The 18,177-nt window shown below is 72.9% G+C and carries 11 protein-coding genes; 3 read left to right on the top strand and 8 right to left on the bottom strand.

All coding sequences use genetic code 11. The features are described 5' to 3' along the window. Positions 1–37: 37 nt before the first annotated feature. From ACILRH_RS08190 to hrpA, 7 genes are all read right to left on the bottom strand, one after another. Complete coding sequence (locus ACILRH_RS08190; protein WP_395692283.1) at positions 38–1,981, bottom strand: hydantoinase B/oxoprolinase family protein; 1,944 nt, start codon at positions 1,979–1,981, stop codon at positions 38–40. Next, positions 1,978–4,068 carry a hydantoinase/oxoprolinase family protein gene (locus tag ACILRH_RS08185; protein WP_395692282.1) on the bottom strand — a complete coding sequence of 697 codons (2,091 nt, stop codon included), beginning with the start codon at positions 4,066–4,068 and terminating at the stop codon, positions 1,978–1,980. Before ACILRH_RS08185 ends, ACILRH_RS08190 begins: the two co-directional genes overlap by 4 nt. Positions 4,069–4,326: 258 nt before the next feature. Beyond that, a complete protein-coding gene (locus ACILRH_RS08180) occupies positions 4,327–5,529 on the bottom strand; it encodes a fatty acid desaturase family protein (protein WP_395692280.1) in 1,203 nt (400 codons plus the stop codon). Positions 5,530–5,554: 25 nt separating this feature from the next. Next, a complete protein-coding gene (locus ACILRH_RS08175) occupies positions 5,555–6,931 on the bottom strand; it encodes an ABC transporter substrate-binding protein (protein ID WP_395692278.1) in 1,377 nt (458 codons plus the stop codon). Between the two features lie 96 nt (positions 6,932–7,027). After that, on the bottom strand, positions 7,028–7,360 hold the full coding sequence (locus tag ACILRH_RS08170; protein WP_395692276.1) for a type II toxin-antitoxin system PemK/MazF family toxin: 333 nt from the start codon (positions 7,358–7,360) through the stop codon (positions 7,028–7,030). A gap of 259 nt (positions 7,361–7,619) precedes the next feature. After that, entirely contained in the window at positions 7,620–8,216 is a 597-nt protein-coding gene (locus tag ACILRH_RS08165) for a hypothetical protein (protein WP_395692274.1), read from the bottom strand. A 9-nt stretch (positions 8,217–8,225) separates the two neighbouring features. After that, positions 8,226–12,023 carry an ATP-dependent RNA helicase HrpA gene (gene hrpA, locus ACILRH_RS08160; protein ID WP_395692273.1) on the bottom strand — a complete coding sequence of 1,266 codons (3,798 nt, stop codon included), beginning with the start codon at positions 12,021–12,023 and terminating at the stop codon, positions 8,226–8,228. Positions 12,024–12,174: 151 nt separating this feature from the next. On the opposite strand from hrpA, the gene ACILRH_RS08155 reads away from it, so the two are divergent. The 3 genes from ACILRH_RS08155 (at position 12,175) to ACILRH_RS08145 (ending at position 17,619) form a co-directional block, all read left to right on the top strand. Next, on the top strand, positions 12,175–13,686 hold the full coding sequence (locus tag ACILRH_RS08155; RefSeq protein ID WP_395692271.1) for an FAD-dependent oxidoreductase: 1,512 nt from the start codon (positions 12,175–12,177) through the stop codon (positions 13,684–13,686). Between the two features lie 1,699 nt (positions 13,687–15,385). Beyond that, the gene (locus ACILRH_RS08150) at positions 15,386–16,117 is read left to right on the top strand and encodes a response regulator transcription factor (protein ID WP_395692270.1); all 732 of its coding nucleotides are present in this window, start codon (positions 15,386–15,388) and stop codon (positions 16,115–16,117) included. Between the two features lie 2 nt (positions 16,118–16,119). After that, positions 16,120–17,619, top strand: a complete 1,500-nt coding sequence (locus ACILRH_RS08145; RefSeq protein ID WP_395692268.1) for a sensor histidine kinase — start codon at positions 16,120–16,122, stop codon at positions 17,617–17,619. On the opposite strand, the gene ACILRH_RS08140 is transcribed toward ACILRH_RS08145, so the two are convergent. Then, positions 17,522–18,151 carry a TetR/AcrR family transcriptional regulator gene (locus ACILRH_RS08140; protein WP_395692266.1) on the bottom strand — a complete coding sequence of 210 codons (630 nt, stop codon included), beginning with the start codon at positions 18,149–18,151 and terminating at the stop codon, positions 17,522–17,524. The two genes, ACILRH_RS08145 and ACILRH_RS08140, sit on opposite strands and share 98 nt — an antisense overlap. Positions 18,152–18,177: the final 26 nt, after the last annotated feature.

The raw sequence follows: 18,177 nt of genomic DNA, 5'->3' as shown, positions 1-18,177 counted from the left end.
CGACGACGAGCGCCAGGCTAGCGGCTCCGACCGCCGGTCAGAGCGTGTCCACGTCGGCGTGCGAGGCACCACCCGCGAGCCGGGCGTACCCCGGGCCGCGGTCGAAGAACGCCGGGTCCGGCGCGGGTCGCGCGGAGCGCTCGGCGGCGGTGGCCGCCGCGTCGTACGACAGGGAGTCGTCCTCCACGGAGCCGGTGAGCACCACGCCGTAGTCGGCCAGGGCGGCCCCGGGCGAGACCTTGCGCCACACGACGTCGCGCACGACCAGCTCCGGGTCGCGCTGGAGTGGGTCACCCCAGCCGCCCCCGCCGGTGGTGCGGATGCGGATCACCTCGCCGGCCCGCACCGGTTCGGCGTCCGCGAGGGCGTCGACCTCGCGCTCGGCCGGTCCGCCCGGGTCGATCGTGACCTGGAACGGCTTGCCGGCGCGACCGCCGCGCACACCCCAGCAGGCCAGGATCGACCGGTCCGCGATCGACATGAAGTGCGCGTCCTCGAGCATCCGGACGTGCTTCTCGTAGCCGAGCCCGCCGCGGAACTGCCCGGCTCCGCCGCTGTCGACCGCGAGCGAGAGCGACTCGACGCGGAACGGGAACCGCGCCTCGGTGAACTCGGTCGGCAGGTTCCGCGAGTCCGGCACGACGTGGATGGTGTCCTCGCCGTCCGCGTAGTAGCGACCCCCCGAGCCCCCGCCCAGCACCTCGCGCATCAGGTACGGCCGGCCGTCGCGGTCCTCGCCGTACACCCCGGTGTAGCGGATCGTCTCCTGGTCGGCCGGCATCCGGCCGTCGACCGCCTTGGCGACCACGCCGGCCAGCACCCCGAGCAGCCGCAGGATCACGAAGGTCCGGGCGTTCGTCGGGGCGGGGAACACCGGGGTGAGCAGGGTCCCGGGCTCGGGGAAGCGCATCTCGATGAGGGGCACGACGCCCTCGTTGACGTCGAGCTCGGCCATCCGCTCCGGGCTGTCGGCGAGGTTGCGCAGGATCGGCGCGAGCCACTTCTTGAGGAAGACGCCGTCGCTGTGGTCGCCGCAGTGGTTGATCGGACCCTTGGCCTGCGGGCTGGTGCCGTCGAAGTCCAGGACCAGCCGCTCGCCCTCCGGGTCGTCGGCCGGCGTGTGGGTCAGCGTGATCCGCTGGGCGTGCAGCCGGGGCTCGTCGACCCCGTCGTGCTCGGCGTAGTCCTCCCACACCCAGCTGCCCACCGGGATCTTGGCGAGGATCTCGCGCCGGTAGGTCTGCGTGGTGCGGCTGATGATCGCGTCGAAGCAGGACTCCACCGTCTCGACGCCGTAGCGGTCGAACAGCTCGCCCAGCCGGCGGGCGCCCATCAGGCAGGCCGAGCACTCGGCGTCGAGGTCGGCCGCCAGCGACTCGGGCATCCGCGAGTTGCGGGTCATGATCGCGAGCGCCGCCCGGTTGGGCACGCCGGCGTCCCAGAGCTTGATGGGCGGCACCATCAGCCCCTCCTCGAAGACGCTGCGCGCGTCCGAGGGCATCGACCCGGGCACGGCACCGCCGATGTCGTCGTGGTGGCCGAACGCCTGCACGAACGCCACCACCCGGCCCTCCGAGCTCCCCTGATGGTCCGCTCCGCCCCGCTTCGCGAACACGGGCACGGTGACGCAGAGGTCCGGCAGGTGGCCGATCCCGCCCTCGGAGCGGTAGACGTCATTGTGGAAGAAGACGTCGCCCTCCCGCATCTCCTCGATCGGGAAGTCCCGGGCGACCGGGTGCACGAGCGCGGAGTAGGACCGCCCGGTGAGCTTGCGCAGCAGCCGGTCGTGGATGCCGGCCCGGAAGTCGTGGGCGTCGCGGATCATCGGGCTGCGGCTGGTGCGGCCGATGGCCGTCTCGACCTCCATCTCGACGCTGGCCAGCGATCCCTGGACGATCTCGACGAGGACCGGGTCGGCGCCGGCACCCGCGTCGTCGGTGAGGAAGCCGAACGGGAACTGGGTCGGGACGCGGCGGCTCACGGTGCGCTCCTGGTGACGATCAGGTTGAGGTGCTCGTCCATCCGCACGGTGAACCCGGGGTGCAGCGGCACCGTGGACCCGAACTCCTCGATGACGGCCGGACCGTCGACCCGTACGCCGGGGGCGAGGTCAGGCCGCCACAGCACGGGCGTGTCGACGTACCCCTCGGCGGGGTCGAAGCAGACCGGACGCCGCCCGGTCGGGACCGGGTCGGGGACGGGCTCGACCACCGGGTGCCGCCGGACCTCGGGGCGCCGGATCGGGCCGATGCCCGACACGCGGAGGTTGACCCACTCGACCTGCTGGCTCGGGTCACCGGCGAAGTCGTAGCCGTAGAGACCCCGGTGCTCGGCGTGGAACGCGTCGGCGACCGCGGACAGCGCGGCGTCGTCGAGGGCGCCGGGCGGGACGGCGACGCGCACCTCGAACGCCTGGCCGAAGTAGCGCAGGTCCGCGGTGCGCACGAACTGGTGGTCGGCGGGCGCGAACCCCTCGGTGGCCAGCGCCTCGGCGGCCCGGGCGGTGAGCGCGTCGTAGGAGCGGCCGACCTCGGCCGCGTCGAGGTGCTCGGCCAGGGCCACGTGGGTCTGCACGTAGTCGTTCTTGACGTCGACGGTGAGCAGCCCGAACGCGGAGACGTTGCCGGGGTTCGGCGGCACCAGCACCGTCGGGACGCCGAGCACGTCCATGAGCCGGCACAGCAGCAGCGAGCCCGACCCGCCGAAGGTCGTGAGCGTGAAGTCGCGGACGTCCAGACCGCGCTTGACCGTGACCTGGCGCAACGCGTTGGCCTGGTTCCAGGCGGAGATCTCCAGCACGCCCGCGGCACAGGCCTCGACGCCGAGACCGAGGCGGGCCGCGAGCGCCTCGACGCCCGCGCGGGCGGCGTCCACGTCCAGCGGTATCTCCCCGCCGAGCAGGTGCGGAGGGATCCGGCCGAGCACGACGTGGGCATCGGTGATGGTCACCTCCGAGCCGCCCCTGCCGTAGCAGATCGGACCCGGGTCGGCGCCCGCCGACTGCGGCCCGACCTTGAGCGTGCCCTCGGGCGACAGCCAGGCGATCGAGCCACCGCCGGCACCGACGGTGACCACGTCGATCATCGGGATCTTGGACGGGAACGCACCCACCGACCCCTCGGTCGTCAGCGTCGGCTCGCCGCCGATCACGACGCTCACGTCGGTCGACGTGCCGCCGCCGTCGGAGGTGAGGACCCGGTCGAAGCCCGCGACCTGGGCGACGAGCGCCGCACCGAGCGCGCCCGCCGCGGGGCCCGAGAGGACGGTGGTGATCGGCTGGTGCACGACCTCGTCGGCCGACAGGACGCCGCCGTTGGACTTCATGACGTAGAAGGGGATGTCGCGGCCACCGTCGGGCCGGTACTGCGCCGACAGCCGGGACTTGATGTTGGAGACGTACGCCGACAGCCGTGGCTTGACGGCCGCGTCGACGAGGGTCGTCATCGCGCGCTCGTACTCGCGGTACTCACGCAGGACCTGGCTGGAGACCGAGACGACCGCGTCGGGGTGCTCCTCGGCGAGGATCGCGCGCATCCGCTCCTCGTGGCAGGGGTCGGCGTAGGCGTGCAGGAAGCAGACGCCGAGGGTGGTGACGCCCTGGTCGCGGAACCACCGCGCGACCGACCGCGCACCGGCCTCGTCGAAGGGACGGACCTCGGCTCCGGTGAAGTCCAGGCGCCCCTCGACGCCCTTGACGAGGTGCCGCGGGACGATCCGGTCCGGCTTGACCCAGAAGTAGGAGTTGCCGTAGCCGTCGGGCACCGACTGCCGGGCGATCTCGAGCATCGCCTCGTAGCCGGTGTTGGTGATGAACCCGAGCCGGTCGACCTTGCCCTCGAGCAGCTGGTTGGTGGCGACCGTCGTGCCGTGGCTCACCGCCTCGACGTCGGCGCCCGTGGCGCCCAGCAGGCCCAGCACCTTCTCGATGCCCGCGAGGAACCCGTCTGCCGGGTTGGCAGGGGTCGACGGCGTCTTGGTGGTCACCAGCTCGCCGGTCTCCTCGTCGAGCGCGACGACGTCGGTGAAGGTCCCCCCGGTGTCGATGCCGATCCGGATCCGCCGCGCCATGGCGACGATTCAACCGGCGCCCGACGACACCGGCCACGGCGACAGTTGCCGACCGCCCGGCGATCCTCGGGCAACCTCTGCCAGGGGGTTGTCGGCCGGGCGGGGAGGTGCCGGGCGGGGGGCGCCGCAACAGGTTCATCACGGTATGCAGACGAAGCGGCACTTCCCACGGCCTGCCCGCCACGGGGAGTGCCGGTTCACCTGCATACCGTGATGAAACAGCGCCAGCAGCGGCCCGAACGGACCGGGTCGGCCCGACTAGCTGCCGGCGGCCACCGGGGCGGGCTGGACCAGGCGGCGCAGCTGGGGCACCAGGTTGCGGCGGTTGGTCTGGGCCAGCCAGCCGTTCGGGAGCGAGAGGCGGACGACCTTGTGCCACGCGCTGCCGACCTGGCGCACCAGCGGCCGGGAGTTGTAGGGCAGGCCGTGGCGGGCGAACACCGCCCGCACGCGGGGGGCGACCTCGGCGTACCGGTTGCTCGGCAGGTCGGGGAAGACGTGGTGCTCGATCTGGTGGGACAGGTTGCCCGTCAGCACGTGCACGAGCCGCGGGCCGGAGATGTTGGCGGAGCCGAGCATCTGGCGCAGGTACCACTGGCCGCGGGTCTCGTCGTCGGGCACCGACGCCTGCTCGAAGGTCGAGACCCCCTCGGGGAAGTGGCCGCACATGATGACCGAGTGGCTCCACAGGTTGCGCACCAGGTTGGCGGTCGCGTTGGCCGCGAGGGTCGAGCGCCACGACCGTCCCGACAGCGCCGGGTAGAGCACGAAGTCCTTGGTGAGCTGCCGGCGCACCTTGGCCAGCGCGACCTTCACCTCGGCCTTCTTCTCCGGGGTCAGCTGCCGCTTCTCCCCCAGGTTGTCGCCAAGGTCGAGGTCGAACAGGGTGATGCCCCACTCGAAGACGCAGGCGGTGACGAAGTTCAGGGCCGGCTGGAAGAGGTGCCGCGGCGCCCACTCCTGCGCCTCGTCGACGCGCATGATCCCGTAGCCCAGGTCGTTGTCCTTGCCCAGCACGTTGGTGAACCGGTGGTGGGTCTCGTTGTGCGCCCGCTTCCACTGCACCGCCGGCGAGGTGTGGTCCCACTCCCAGGTCGTCGAGTGGATCTTCGGGTCGCGCATCCAGTCCCACTGGCCGTGCAGGACGTTGTGCCCGATCTCCATGTTCTCCAGGATCTTGGCCAGCGCCAGGCCGGTCGTGCCGAGCACCCACGGGACCCGGCGGCGGCTGCCGAGCAGCACGGCACGGCTGACCAGCTCGAGGACCCGCTGCCCGCGGACGAGTCGGCGGATGTACGCCGCGTCGCGCTCGCCGCGGCTGTCCAGCACCTCCTGCCGGATCGCGTCGAGCTCGCGCCCGAGCTGCTCGGTGTCGATCCTGTCGAGCTCGGTCCCGGGGAGCCCGGCCCTCGGGGTCTCGGGGGCCGGCCTGTCGAGGGACCGCTGCGCCGTCGCCGTCATGATCCACCCATCGTAGCGACGCCTGCTACGAGCTCGGGCTCGCCGACTCCGACGTCGTCGGGGTCGGGGGCGGCGACAGAATGGGCTGGGAGATCTCGTCGATCTGCTGGGTGACCGCGTCCAGGTCGAGCACCCCGGTGCCGTAGACCAGCTCCCGCAGCTGCGGCTCGACCGCGGCCTCCAGGGCGCCCATGGTGTCGATGAGCGGCCCGAAGTCCATCGACCGGACCGAGGAGTTGAACACCTGCGCGTGCTCTGGCGGCCGGCCCGGCTGCAGGAACGTGTCGCTGAGGGCGACCTCCAGGTTGGCCGGGGCCAGGTAGCCCGTGCGGGTCACCCGGGTGACGGCGTCGACGGAGATCTCCCCGGCGAGGAAGTCGGCCGCGTCCGGCGTGCTGGCGGTGGCGGCGGACAGGCACAGCCCGCTGACGTCGCCGACGGTCGCGGCGCTGTCGAGCACCGGCATCGGCAGCACGTCCCACTGCAGGCCCGGGACCCGGCGCAGCCGCGGGACGAGCGACCGGTAGCCGGCGATCATGCCGAGCTGGCCCTTCTCGAAGCGGGCCAGCGCCGAGGACTGTTGCAGCTCGGACTGGCTCGGGGTGAGCCTCGGGTCACGAAGCACCTGGAGCGTACGGTCGAGCGCCGCCTTCGAGCCGTCGCTGCTGAAGGCCAGCGAGGTCGGATCGCTGGTGTCGTCGAAGACCGAGCCGCCGCCGGACTCGATGAACGGCGCCAGTCCGGGCAGCGTCGGGTCGACGTGCACGCCCTTGGTCCCGCGCGAGACCCGGCTGGAGAACTGCGCGGCGGCGGCGAACTGGTCGAACGACCAGCTGGTGGCGTCCTGGTCGGGCACGTCGAGGCCCCGGCGGCGCATCCGGTCGAAGTCGATGAGGTCGGTGTTGTAGTAGACGACCATCGGCGAGACGGCGTACGGCATGCACTGCAGGCGGTCGTCGGCGCTGAAGGCCTGGAGGGCGTCGCGGGAGTAGACGTCGCCGAACTCGACGCCGCGGTCGTCGAGCAGGTCGTCGACCGGCTGGGTCAGCTGGTCGTCCAGCAGGCGGCGCAGGTCGGTGCGCGAGGCGAGGAAGACGTCGGGCAGCTTCTCTCCCGACTCCATCGCCTCGCGGAACGCCTCGTGGGTGGCCCAGGTCTTCAGGACGACCTCCGGGCCCTCGGAGGTCGCGTTCCACTCGTCGACCGTCGTCTGGAACGCCGCGAGCTCGGCCTTCGGTCCGTAGACGCCGAACGTCAGGCGGGTGACGGCCGGACTGGCCGAGCTCGAGGGCGCCGGACCGGGCGCCGGCTCGCTGTCGCCGCTGCACCCCACCGCAGCCAGCCCGAGGCCGAGCAGCGCCACCGCCCCGATCGCCGTACGGCGGACCCGGCTCGCCCTCACTCGATCCTCCTGGTCGCGGACACGTCGGACCCGGGGGTCCGGGGCCGCGGCCACCCTATCGAGTGTCCGGACCGCGGCCGCGAGCGCTCGGTTCTGCTAGGCGAGGGTGCCGCGCTGCCGGGCCGCGGCCACCACCCGGTCGAAGACGGCCCGATCCAGCGCCGCGCCCTCGCGCCGCACGCCGGAGGCGGTGAGCTCCAGGAGCCGGTCCAGGCGCACCTCGCTCGGGCGCCGCTCGCGGTCCCACGCGCCGGTGCCGACGTCCATCCAGTAGCGGCCCCACCGCGCCTCCTGGGCGGCGTCCCGGTCGTGGTCCTTGCTGGTGAGCATCAGGCCGAGCAGCCGGTCACCGTCCCGCCCGACCAGCAGCACCGGACGGTCCTTGCCCTGGGTCGGGTCGTCCTCGTAGGCCACCCACGCCCAGACCACCTCGCCAGGATCCGGTCGCCCGTCAGCGACGGGCGCGTAGGTCACCCCCGACCCGGTCGCGGGAGACGACCCGGGCACAGCTGTCCGGGACCGACTGAACAGACGGCGCAGCGATCGCATGCGGCGAACCTAGCCGCCGCACCCGGACAGATGGAGCACGCCGGACCGGGAGCGCCTCACGGCGCGTGGCCGCTCGTAGCGGCTGATGTTGGGACCCGGGGCTGCCGCGGCCCGGCGTGCTCCGACGAGTGTAACGGCCTCAGGCCAGATGATGTTCCAGCTCCGCGTGCCCCGCCGCCTCGAGCTGCTCGGAGAGGGCCAGCATCCGCTGCACGTCCGCGGTCGAGCGCTCACTGAGCGAGGCCCGGCCGGTGGCGACGACCCGCGCGAACGCGGCCGCCCGCAGCAGCACGTCGGCGAAGTCACTGCCCGCGATCCCGCGTAGGACCTCGTCGACCATCGCCTGGAGCTGCTCGGGTCCCGGCGGGTCCGCGACGCCCGCGACCACGCGAGCGACCTGGGCACTGCGCCGCCCGGCCTCGAACTCGCGGGCCACGCCGACCGGGTCGGCGTACACCCACGAGCGCAGCAGGTAGAGCCGCCACAGGCACCCCGCCAGGGAGTCCGCCGGGGCGCCCGCCCAGACCTCGGCGATCGTCTCGATGCCCTCGGTGTCGGCGAGATGCAGGAGCCGGTCGGCGACCTCGGCGTCGTCGGAGCCACGGGCGCCGCGCACGAGGAGGTACGCCGCCCGGTCGGCCGCCTCGCTGACCACGGCCGGGTCCGTGCCGCCGAGCAGCGCCTCGAAGAAGGGGCTGCCCGGGGTCGTGGGGCGGTGGTACCGGCGCTCGGTCATCCGCCGAGCCTACGTGTTACCGGACGCGTCAAGGGCGCGCCGGATGCGCTGGTCGCTCACCGGCCCCGCGGTGCCGAGCTGCTGGGCCCACAGCGACACGCGGTACTCCTCCAGCATCCAGCGCACCTGCCGCAGCCGCTCCCCCGGCGGCCGGCCCTCCGGCAGCGCGTCGAGGCGGTGCAGGTAGGCGTCCTGGAGGTCGGCGACCTGGTCCATCAGCTGGCGGTCGCGCCCGACCTGGGCCTCCAACCGCTCCCGGCGCTGGGCCAGCGCGGCCAGGTAGGTCGGGTAGCGACGCAGCCGGGCGACCCCGGCCTCGGCGACGAAGCCCCGGTGCACCAGGCGCTCGAGCTGGGCGCGCATGTCGGTCAGCGCCGGCAGCAGCAGCAGGTCGGCCCGCCCGCTGAGCGCCTTCTCGGCGCCGCGCCAGCCGTCCAGCACCCGCACGACGTCGGCCATCACGCCCCGCAGCTGCGCCTCGAGGTCGCGACCGGCCTCCGCCCGCAGGGCGTCGTACGCCGCCTGGTCGCGCACCGGCGGCCGGGCGTCCACGACCGACCCGACGACGGCGGCGCGGCAGTCCTCGAGCAGCTCGGCGACCGAGGGGTACGGCGACCCGGCGAGACCGAGCTTCTCGGCGTTCGAGAGTCCGTCGAGCACGGCCTTCACCGGCGAGGGGAGCCCGAGCAGCAGCAGCCGCCGCACGCCGAGCCGGTGGTGCGCCTCGGCCTCGTCGGCGGACCCGAAGACCTGCAGCCCGACGGTCGCACCCTCGTCGACCAGGGCGGGGAAGACCTGCACCTCGTGGCCGGCCCGGTGCCGGGTGAGTGAGGGGTCGAGGGTGCCGAAGACCCACGCCGTCTCGCCGGTGCGGGCGAGCCCGCTGTCGTTCGCGACCTCCCGCATCGCCCGCGCGAAGGTCGGGCGCAGCGGCTCCTTGAGCGCCTCGAGGTCCTTGCCGCGCGCCTGCTCCTGCCCGGCCTCGTCGACGACGCGGTAGGTCGGGCGCAGGTGCTCGGGCACCTTGGACCAGTCCCACGCCTCCCGCGGCACCACCACGCCGGTCGTCGAGCGGCACCACCGCTCGAGGGCGTCGAGCAGCGGCTCGTCGCCGGGTGGGACCGTCGCGAGGAACTCACGCGCCTTGTCCGGCGCCGGGACGAAGCTGACCCGCAGGTTCTTGGGCAGGCTGCGGATCAGGTTCGTGACGAGCTCGTGGCGCAGGCCGGGGACGTTCCACGAGAAGTCCTCGGCCGCGACCCGGTTGAGGGTCGCGACGGGGACGTCGATGGTCAGGCCGTCGTCGGCGGCGCCGGGCTCGAAGTGGTAGCTGATGGGGAAGGTCAGCCCCTCCCCCTCCCACTGCACGGGGTAGTCCGACTCGTCGACCTGCTCCGCGGTGTCGTGGGTCAGCATCGCCGGGTCGAAGGTGAGCAGCTGCCCGCGGCGTTGTCGCTCCTTCTTCCACCAGCTGTCGAAGTGGGCGCCGCTGACGACCTCGGCCGGGACCCGCTGGTCGTAGAAGTCGAACAGCGTCTCCTCGTCGACGACGATGTCGCGGCGCCGCGCCCGGTGCTCGAGCTCCTCGGCCTCCTCCAGCAGCCTCCGGTTGGTCTCGAGGAAGCGGTGCCGGCTCGCCCACTCGCCCTGCACGAGCGCGTGCCGGATGAACAGCTCCCGGGCGAGCGGCGCGTCGATCCGGCCGTACTGCACCAGGCGGTCGGTGACCAGCGGGACGCCGTACAGGGTCACCCGCTCATGGGCCATGACGGACGCGCGCTTCTTGCTCCAGTGCGGCTCGCTGTAGGAGCGCTTGACCAGGTGGGCGCCGAGTCGCTCGGCCCACTCCGGCTGGATCGCGGCGTTCTGCCGGGCCCACAGGCGGCTGGTCTCGACGAGCTCGCCCGCCATGAGGAACGCCGGGTTCTTCCGGTGCAGCACGCTCCCGGGGAAGATCGCGAACCGGGCGCCGCGCGCCCCGAGGTACTCCCGGGGGCCCCTCGGCCGCGCGGCGTCGCCCTTGTCGCGCACCTCCAGCATCCCGATGTGCGACAGCAGGCCGGACAGCAGCGCCTGGTGGATCCCGTCGGCGTCCGGCGTGTCGGCGGGCCGCCCGACCGAGATGTCCATCTCCTTGCAGACCTGGCGGAGCTGGGACTCGAAGTCCTGCCACTCGCGGACCCGCAGGTAGTTGAGGAACTCCCGCGTGCACATCCTCCGGAACGCCGACCCGGACAGCTCGCGCTGCTGCTCGCGCAGGTAGCGCCAGAGATTGAGCCAGGTGAGGAAGTCGCTGCCGTCGGCCTTGAAGCGGGCGTGCAGCTGGTCTGCTTGCGCCTGCTCCTTCGGGCGGTCGGCGCCGGGGCGCTCACGCGGGTCCTGCAGCGACAGCGCCGCAGCGATGACGACGACCTCGCGCACACAGCCCAGCCGCTCGGCCTCCAGCACCATCCGGCCCAGGCGCGGGTCGATCGGGAAGCGGGCCAGGCGCCGCCCGGTGCGGGTCAAGCCCTTGGGCGTGACGGCGCCGAGCTCCTCGAGCAGCTGCACTCCGGCGCTGACGTTGCGGCGGTCGGGCGGCTCGACGAAGGGGAACCGGGCGATGTCGCCCAGCCCCAGCGACGTCATCTGCAGGATGACGCTGGCCAGGTTGGTGCGCAGGATCTCCGGGTCGGTGAACTCCGGCCGGCCCTCGAAGTCATCCTCGGAGTAGAGCCGGATCGCGATGCCGGCCTCGACACGCCCGCAGCGGCCCGACCGCTGGTTGGCGGACGCCTGGCTGATCGGCTCGATCGGGAGCCGCTGGACCTTCGTCCGCGCCGAGTAGCGGCTGATCCGGGCGACGCCGGTGTCGACGACGTACCGGATGCCCGGCACGGTCAGGGAGGTCTCCGCGACGTTCGTGGCCAGCACGACCCGGCGGGTGGTGCTGGGATGGGAGGAGAAGACGCGGTGCTGGTCGGCGGCGCTGAGCCGGGAGTAGAGAGGGAGGACCTCGAGCGTCCCCCGGTGGTCGAGCCTGTCGAGATCCCCGAGCGCCTCGGCGGTGTCGCGGATCTCGCGCTCGCCGGGGAGGAACACCAGGACGTCGCCCGGGCCCTCGGTGCTCAGCTCCTTGACGGCGTCGACGATCGCCTCGGTCTGGTCGCGGACGACGGCCTCGCCCTCATCGTCCTCCTCGGGCAGCTCGATCAGCGGGCGGTAGCGGACCTCGACGGGGTAGGTGCGCCCCGAGACCTCGACCACCGGCGCGTCGAAGTGCCGGGCGAAGCGCTCGACGTCGATGGTCGCGGAGGTGATGACCAGCTTGAGGTCCGGGCGGCGCGGCAGCAGGCGCTTGAGGTAGCCGAGCAGGAAGTCGATGTTGAGGCTGCGCTCGTGGGCCTCGTCGATGATGATCGTGTCGTAGCGGCGCAGCTGACGGTCGCGCTGCAGCTCCGCGAGCAGGATGCCGTCGGTCATCAGCTTGACCCGGCTGCTGCGCGAGGTCCGGTCGGTGAAGCGGACCTGGTAGCCCACGAGGTCGCCGAGCTCGGTGCCCAGCTCGCTGGCGATCCGCTCCGCGACCGAGCGGGCGGCGATCCGGCGGGGCTGGGTGTGGCCGATGATGCCGCCCCCGGGTCCACCGGCGCCCCGGCCCAGCTCGAGGCAGATCTTGGGCAGCTGGGTGGTCTTGCCCGACCCGGTCTCCCCCGCCACGATCACCACCTGGTGGTCCCGGATCGCGGCCGCGATGTCCTCCCGGCGCTGGGTGACCGGCAGCTCCGGCGGGTAGGCGATCTGGAGCTCGGGGGTCGGCGGGGTCATGACCGACCCATTCTGCCTGCTGCTGGGTGGGTCTCGATACGCTCGCTGCGCTCGCTACTCGACCAACGAAGGCGCCTCGGTGGTCGAGTGCCCGTCGCGAGGGACGAGCGACGGGCGTATCGAGACCTAGAACGTGTTCTAGGATCGGCGCATGAGCGATGCGTACGACGTCGTCGTGGTCGGGTCGGGCGGCGGAGCGATGACCGGTGCCTTCCTGGCGCAGCGGGCCGGGCTCGCCACGGTGGTCGTCGAGAAGACCCCGCTGCTCGGCGGCACGTCGGCGTACTCCGGCGGCGCGTGCTGGCTGCCCGGCAGCCAGGTGCAGCAGCGCGCCGGGATCGCGGACTCGACCGAGTCGGCGCGCGCCTACCTCGCGGCGATCCTGGATGACCCCGACGACGCCAAGGTGGAGGCCTTCCTCGCCCACGCGCCGGTGCTCGTCGCGGAGCTGGAGGCCGACGAGGCGATCGACTTCGAGTGGCTGCCGTTCCCGGAGTACTACGACGCTCCCGGACGGGTGCCGTTCGGCCGGTCGATCCAGCCGACCAACGTCAAGCGGGCCGACCTGCCGCAGCGGGTCGGCGAGCTGGTGCGGCCGCCGGTCGAGCGCGACCGCGCCGGCGAGGGCGGCCGCAACACCCTCAGCGGCGGCCAGGCGTTGATCGCCCGACTCCTCGACGGCTTCCTGCGCGAGGGCGGGACGGTGCTGACCGACCTGCCCGTGACCGGCTTCGTGCTCGACGGCGACCGGGTCGCCGGGGTTGCGGCGATGACCGCCGAGGGTGCCGTCGAGATCCACGCCCGGCGCGGGGTGCTGGTCGCGGCCGGCGGGTTCGAGGGCAACGCCGACCTGCGCCGCGAGCACGGCGTCCCCGGAGACGTCGCCTGGACCATGGCCCCGGCAGGCACCAACACCGGCGAGCCGATCCAGGCCGCGATCGCCCTCGGCGCGGCCACCGACTGGCGCCCCGTCGGCTGGTTCTGCCCCGGTCTCGAGCAGCCGGACGGCGGTGGGTCGTTCACGCTCGGCTTCCGGTCCGGTCTCATGGTCGACCAGCACGGCCGGCGGTACGCCGACGAGTGCCTGCCCTACGACCGGTTCGGCCGGGAGATGGCGAGGTCACCGGAGCGGATTCCGTCCTGGTTCGTCTTCGACTCCCGCGAGGGCGGCCGGCTGCCCGCGATCGCGATGCCCGAGGGCGACCCGGCCGAGCACCTGGCGGCCGGCACCTGGGTGCGAGCCGAGTCGCTGCCGGAGCTGGCCGACGCGATCGGCGTATCGGCCGACGCGCTGGTCGCCACCGTCGAGCGGTTCAACGGGTTCTGCGAGACCGGCGTCGACGAGGACTTCGGCCGCGGGGCCGACGAGTACGACACGTTCTTCACCGGTGGCGACGGCCCCAACAAGGCCCTGACCCCGTGCACTCAGGCGCCCTTCTACGCGGCCCGCTTCGTGCTGTCCGACCTCGGCACCAAGGGTGGCCTGGTCACCGACGAGCGCGGCCGGGTGCTGCGCCCGGACGGCACTCACGTCGAGGGGCTGTACGCCTCCAGCAACTCCGCCGCGTCGGTCTTCGGCAGCGTGTACCCCGGCCCCGGCGCGCCGCTCGGCTCGGCGATGGTCTTCGCGTCGCTGGCGGTGCGCAACCTGATCGGCGCCTGAAGGGACGGGTCGCGGCCGGTGCGCGCCGCTCCGGACCGCCCAGGGTCCTCGACCCCGAGCGCGCCGTAGTGCACGCTCGCCCGGAAGCCCTCGAGGTCGTAACGGTCGTTGCCCGCCGCGGCGACTGCGCACAGGACGTAGTAGCGGCCCGCAGCGTCACGGCGCAGCAGTCCGAGGAGCCCGGTCTGCGTGATGGTGAACCAGCCACGACGGGGCGGGACCACGACCGGGTCCACGGTCCTGCCTCGCGTCGTGACCAGGGCCGCAACCGCGCGGCTGCCGGGCCGGCTGGGTGCCGCGGCGCCGTGGACCGCCAGCTTGAAGGAGGAGTAGGAGCCCCGGTAGGACCTCGGCAGGTACACCCGGTGGACGACGGTCACGTGGGCGTCCGGCCGACGGCACCGGGCATCAGGGACCAGCCCGACCGAGCCCGACCAGCCATGTGCCGAGGGGCGGGTGACCGCCCCGCACGGACCAGGATCGGCGCCGACGAGGGTCGGGGCGGCACCGAGCTGCCAGCGAGAGCGCTGCACCCGGTACACGGCATGCGAGACCGCCACCGAGTCCTTCACCACGGTGTGGTTGCCGGCAGCATCGGCGAGATCGAGCACGATCGCGTACCGCCCCGCTGGGAGCACGTCCCTACCGCGCCGGGCCGACCAGGTGAAGTACGAGTCCATGGCCCACGCCGAGACGGGGAACTGGTCGACGATCCCACCCGGTCCCCGGAACGTGACGGTGCCGCTGACCTCCTCGTCGGCCCCGTACTCGAGCTGCACACGGGTGGGAAGCACGTCGTACCTGTGGATGAGCGGGTAGATCGTGCGTTGGTCCGCGGGCACCCTGAGGTGCACCTTCGGCGCGACACCGTCGACGCGGATCCACACCTCAGGCGACACGTCGTCGCTGGTCCCGACCAGGTGTCCGAGGAGCTCGCCGCCATCGAGGTCGGCCTTCAACCGCAAGAGATAGCGCCCGTCGGCGAGGCCGGGCGGGATGGTGACCGACAGCGTTCCCTCCGGGGCCGGATCGATGACCTCGCCGGATGCCAGCGCCCTCGAGATCGGCGCTCCCACGCGGGTCACGACCCATTCCAGTCGGACGCCCGGAAGCATCGGCGACAGCCAGTAGCCGAGCTGGCGGACCCCGCCGCTCGCACCGACAGGTGCTGGGTTCTCGGTATCGAACGCCCATCCGGTGTGCAGCGACGCGACCAGGGTGAGGCGCGGTGAGCCCGTGACGAAGCGGCAGGCGCTCTCGTCACAGTGAGTGACTCGCAGCCACTCGCGCTCGGTGTACCCCGAGGGGAAGTCGAAGACGTAGGTGCCGGGCCCCGACACCTTCAGCACCTGCCTCTCGGAAGTCACGTAGTAGGGGTACTGACCGTCCCCGGACACGCTGAACTCGTACGCGTGGGCCAGGGGGTTGAACGTCGTGAACTGCGGCCAGGTGAAGGTGGGGTCGGGCGCTGCGGCAGCGGCATCGGCCTCCACCGGTCGAGGCAGCATCGAGAGCAGCACCCCCAGGACGAGTGTCACGACCAGCTTCACGAGGGGGCTCCCGAGATGTCGGCGAAGGTCAGGCGAGGGGCCGGACGAGCCTAGGCACCCACGGGCCCGCTCGCAGCCGAACGCGCGAGACGCTGCACAGACCCCTCACAGCAACACAGCCCGCGCACAGGTCGGGCACAGATAGCCTCATGACGATGAGCGGCATGGAGCTGACCCGACCGGACGGATCTCCCCTGCGCGTGCTCGTCGTGGACGACGAGGTCAACATCGCCGAGCTGGTGTCGATGGCGCTGCGCTACGAGGGCTGGCAGGTCGCGGCCGCGCACACCGGGTCGAAGGCGGTGGCGACGGCCAAGGAGTTCCGGCCGGACGCGGTGGTGCTCGACGTGATGCTGCCCGACTTCGACGGCCTCGAGGTGCTGCGCCGGATGCGGTCCACCGAGCCCGACCTGCCCGTGGTGTTCCTGACCGCGCGTGACGCGGTGGAGGACCGGATCGCCGGGCTGACCGCCGGCGGCGACGACTACGTGACCAAGCCCTTCTCGCTGGAGGAGCTGGTGGCCCGGCTGCGCGGGCTGATGCGCAGGGCCGGGGCGCAGCAGGCGCAGTCGTCGTCGGTGCTCGTCGTCGGTGACCTCGAGCTGGACGAGGACAGCCACGAGGTGCGCCGCGGCGGCGAGGAGATCGCGCTGACCGCGACCGAGTTCGAGCTGCTCCGATTCCTGATGCGCAACCCGCGCCGGGTGCTGAGCAAGGCGCAGATCCTCGACCGGGTGTGGAACTACGACTTCGGCGGGCAGGCGAACGTCGTCGAGCTCTACATCTCCTACCTGCGCAAGAAGATCGACGCGGGCCGGGAGCCGATGATCCACACGATGCGGGGCGCGGGCTACGTGCTGAAGCCGGCCCAGGGGACGTGACGGTGAGGATCTTCCGCTCCCTCACCTCCCGGCTCGTCCTCACGACCGTCGTCCTCGTGCTGGCGGTCTCGGTGCTGCTCGGGGCCGCCACCGCCCTGGCGATGCGCAGCTACCTGCACGACCAGCTCGACCGGCAGGTCCGCGAGACCCTCCACCTGACGGTCGCGAACGCCGGCCGCCCGGACCAGCCCGGCTTCGGCGCCCCCGGCACCGTGGTCGCCGGCTTCCCCACGTCGGGCGACCCGAGCGGCTACGTGATCTCCGCCGGTGACGGAGACGGCGACGACCGCGTCGCCCCGAAGACACTCGACGCGGCGACGCTCGACGCCCTCGCCTCGGCACCGAGCGGCGAGGACGACGCCAGCACCGTCTCGCTCCCCGGGCTGGGCTCCTACCGGGTCGCGGCCGCCCGGGTGCCCGGCGGCACCATCGTGGTCGGGCTCTCCGAGCACCAGGTGACGGAGACGCTGGCCAAGCTGGTCTGGTGGGAGGTCGTGTTCGCCGCGCTCGCCGTCGTCGTCGCGGCGGCGGCGGCCCTCGTCCTGGTACGCCGGCAGCTGCGTCCCCTGCGCGAGGTCGCCTCCACCGCGCACACCGTGGCGGCGCTGCCGATGGCGTCCGGCGCGACCGCGATCGAGGAGCGTGTGCCCGACCGGCTCACCGACGAGCGGACCGAGGTCGGCCAGGTCGGCGCCGCGCTCAACACCCTGCTCGCGCACGTCGAGAGCTCGCTGGACGCGCGCCACCGCAGCGAGCAGCAGGTGCGCCAGTTCGTCGCCGACGCGTCGCACGAGCTGCGCTCGCCGCTGGCCACGATCGCCGGCTACACCGAGCTCGCCCGCCGCCGGCCCGGGGACGCGGAGACGGTCGGCACGGCCCTGGACAAGGTCGAGGAGGAGTCCGGCCGGATGACCTCGCTGGTCGAGGACCTGCTGCTGCTGGCCCGCCTCGACTCGGGCCGGCCGCTGGAGCGCCACCCCGTCGACCTCACCCGGCTGCTGGTCGAGGCCGTCTCCGACGCCCAGGTCGTCGACCCGGCGCACCGCTGGCGGGTCGAGGTGCCCGACGACGCCGTCGACACGCCGTACGAGGTGCAGGGCGACGCGCTCCGGCTGCACCAGGTCGTCACCAACCTGCTGACCAACGCCCGCAAGTACACCCCGGCCGGCACGACGGTCACCGTGACCGTGCGGCGTGACGGGTTCTCCGTGCACGACGACGGCCCCGGCTTCCCGCCGGCCCTCGTGGACCGCGCGTTCGAGCGCTTCGTGCGCGGCGACGCGGCCCGCACCCGCGGCGCGGAGGTCGGTGTCGGCCTCGGCCTCGCGCTCGTCGAGGCGATCGTGACCGCCCACGGCGGGACCGTGTCGCTGCGCTCGGTGCCGGGCGACACCACGATCGACGTCAGGCTGGCCCCGGCGTCGACCCCGTCGGACCCGCCGCCGCCTCCACCAGGGCCGGCAGCGACGCCGCCATCACCTCGAGGAGCTGGTCGCGGCTGACCCCGCGGGGATCCTCGATCCAGGAGAGCACCAGCTCCTCGACCATCGCCGACCACCCGCGCACCACCAGCCGCGTCGCGGGCGTGTCGGGCACGATCTCGCCGCGGACCTCGTCGTCGAAGACCCGCCGGTTGAGCGCCGAGCGAGCCTCCTCGTAGATCTCGCGCAGGGTGTCGTTGCCGCCCGCCGCCGCCTTGACCAGCGAGAGGTAGCCCTCGTGGTTGTCGACCACGTAGTCGAGGTAGGCCGCCAGCGACACCAGCAGCCGCTGCAGCGGGTCACCCGACGCGGGCGGTGCGGTCTTCGCGATCAGGTCGTCGGCGGCGCGCCGCACGACCGCGACGTGGAAGTCGTGCTTGTTGCCGAAGTAGTGGTAGAGCAGGCCGCGCGAGATGCCGGCCTCCTCGGCCAGAAGGTCGATCGAGAGCTCGTCGAGCGACCGGGTCGCGAGCAGCCGGACGCCCAGATCCAGCAGCTGCTCCCGGCGCTGCTCGGGCGACAACCGGGTCCGCGGCGTCGTAGTCTGGCTCACGCCCCGCACTCTATTGACACTTTTTC

The organism is Nocardioides sp. (assembly GCF_044226765.1).
Lineage (GTDB): Bacteria > Actinomycetota > Actinomycetes > Propionibacteriales > Nocardioidaceae > Nocardioides.
Note: the sequence above shows the minus strand (reverse complement) of the source record. Positions and strands in the feature narration are given on the sequence as shown.

Coding starts and splice junctions, on each gene's coding strand:
- ACILRH_RS08165 (WP_395692274.1), bottom strand. CDS start 8,216: ATGACCGAGCGCCGGTACCACCGCCCCACGACCCCGGGCAGCCCCTTC.
- hrpA (WP_395692273.1), bottom strand. CDS start 12,023: ATGACCCCGCCGACCCCCGAGCTCCAGATCGCCTACCCGCCGGAGCTG.
- ACILRH_RS08155 (WP_395692271.1), top strand. CDS start 12,175: ATGAGCGATGCGTACGACGTCGTCGTGGTCGGGTCGGGCGGCGGAGCG.
- ACILRH_RS08180 (WP_395692280.1), bottom strand. CDS start 5,529: ATGACGGCGACGGCGCAGCGGTCCCTCGACAGGCCGGCCCCCGAGACC.
- ACILRH_RS08185 (WP_395692282.1), bottom strand. CDS start 4,068: ATGGCGCGGCGGATCCGGATCGGCATCGACACCGGGGGGACCTTCACC.
- ACILRH_RS08150 (WP_395692270.1), top strand. CDS start 15,386: ATGACGATGAGCGGCATGGAGCTGACCCGACCGGACGGATCTCCCCTG.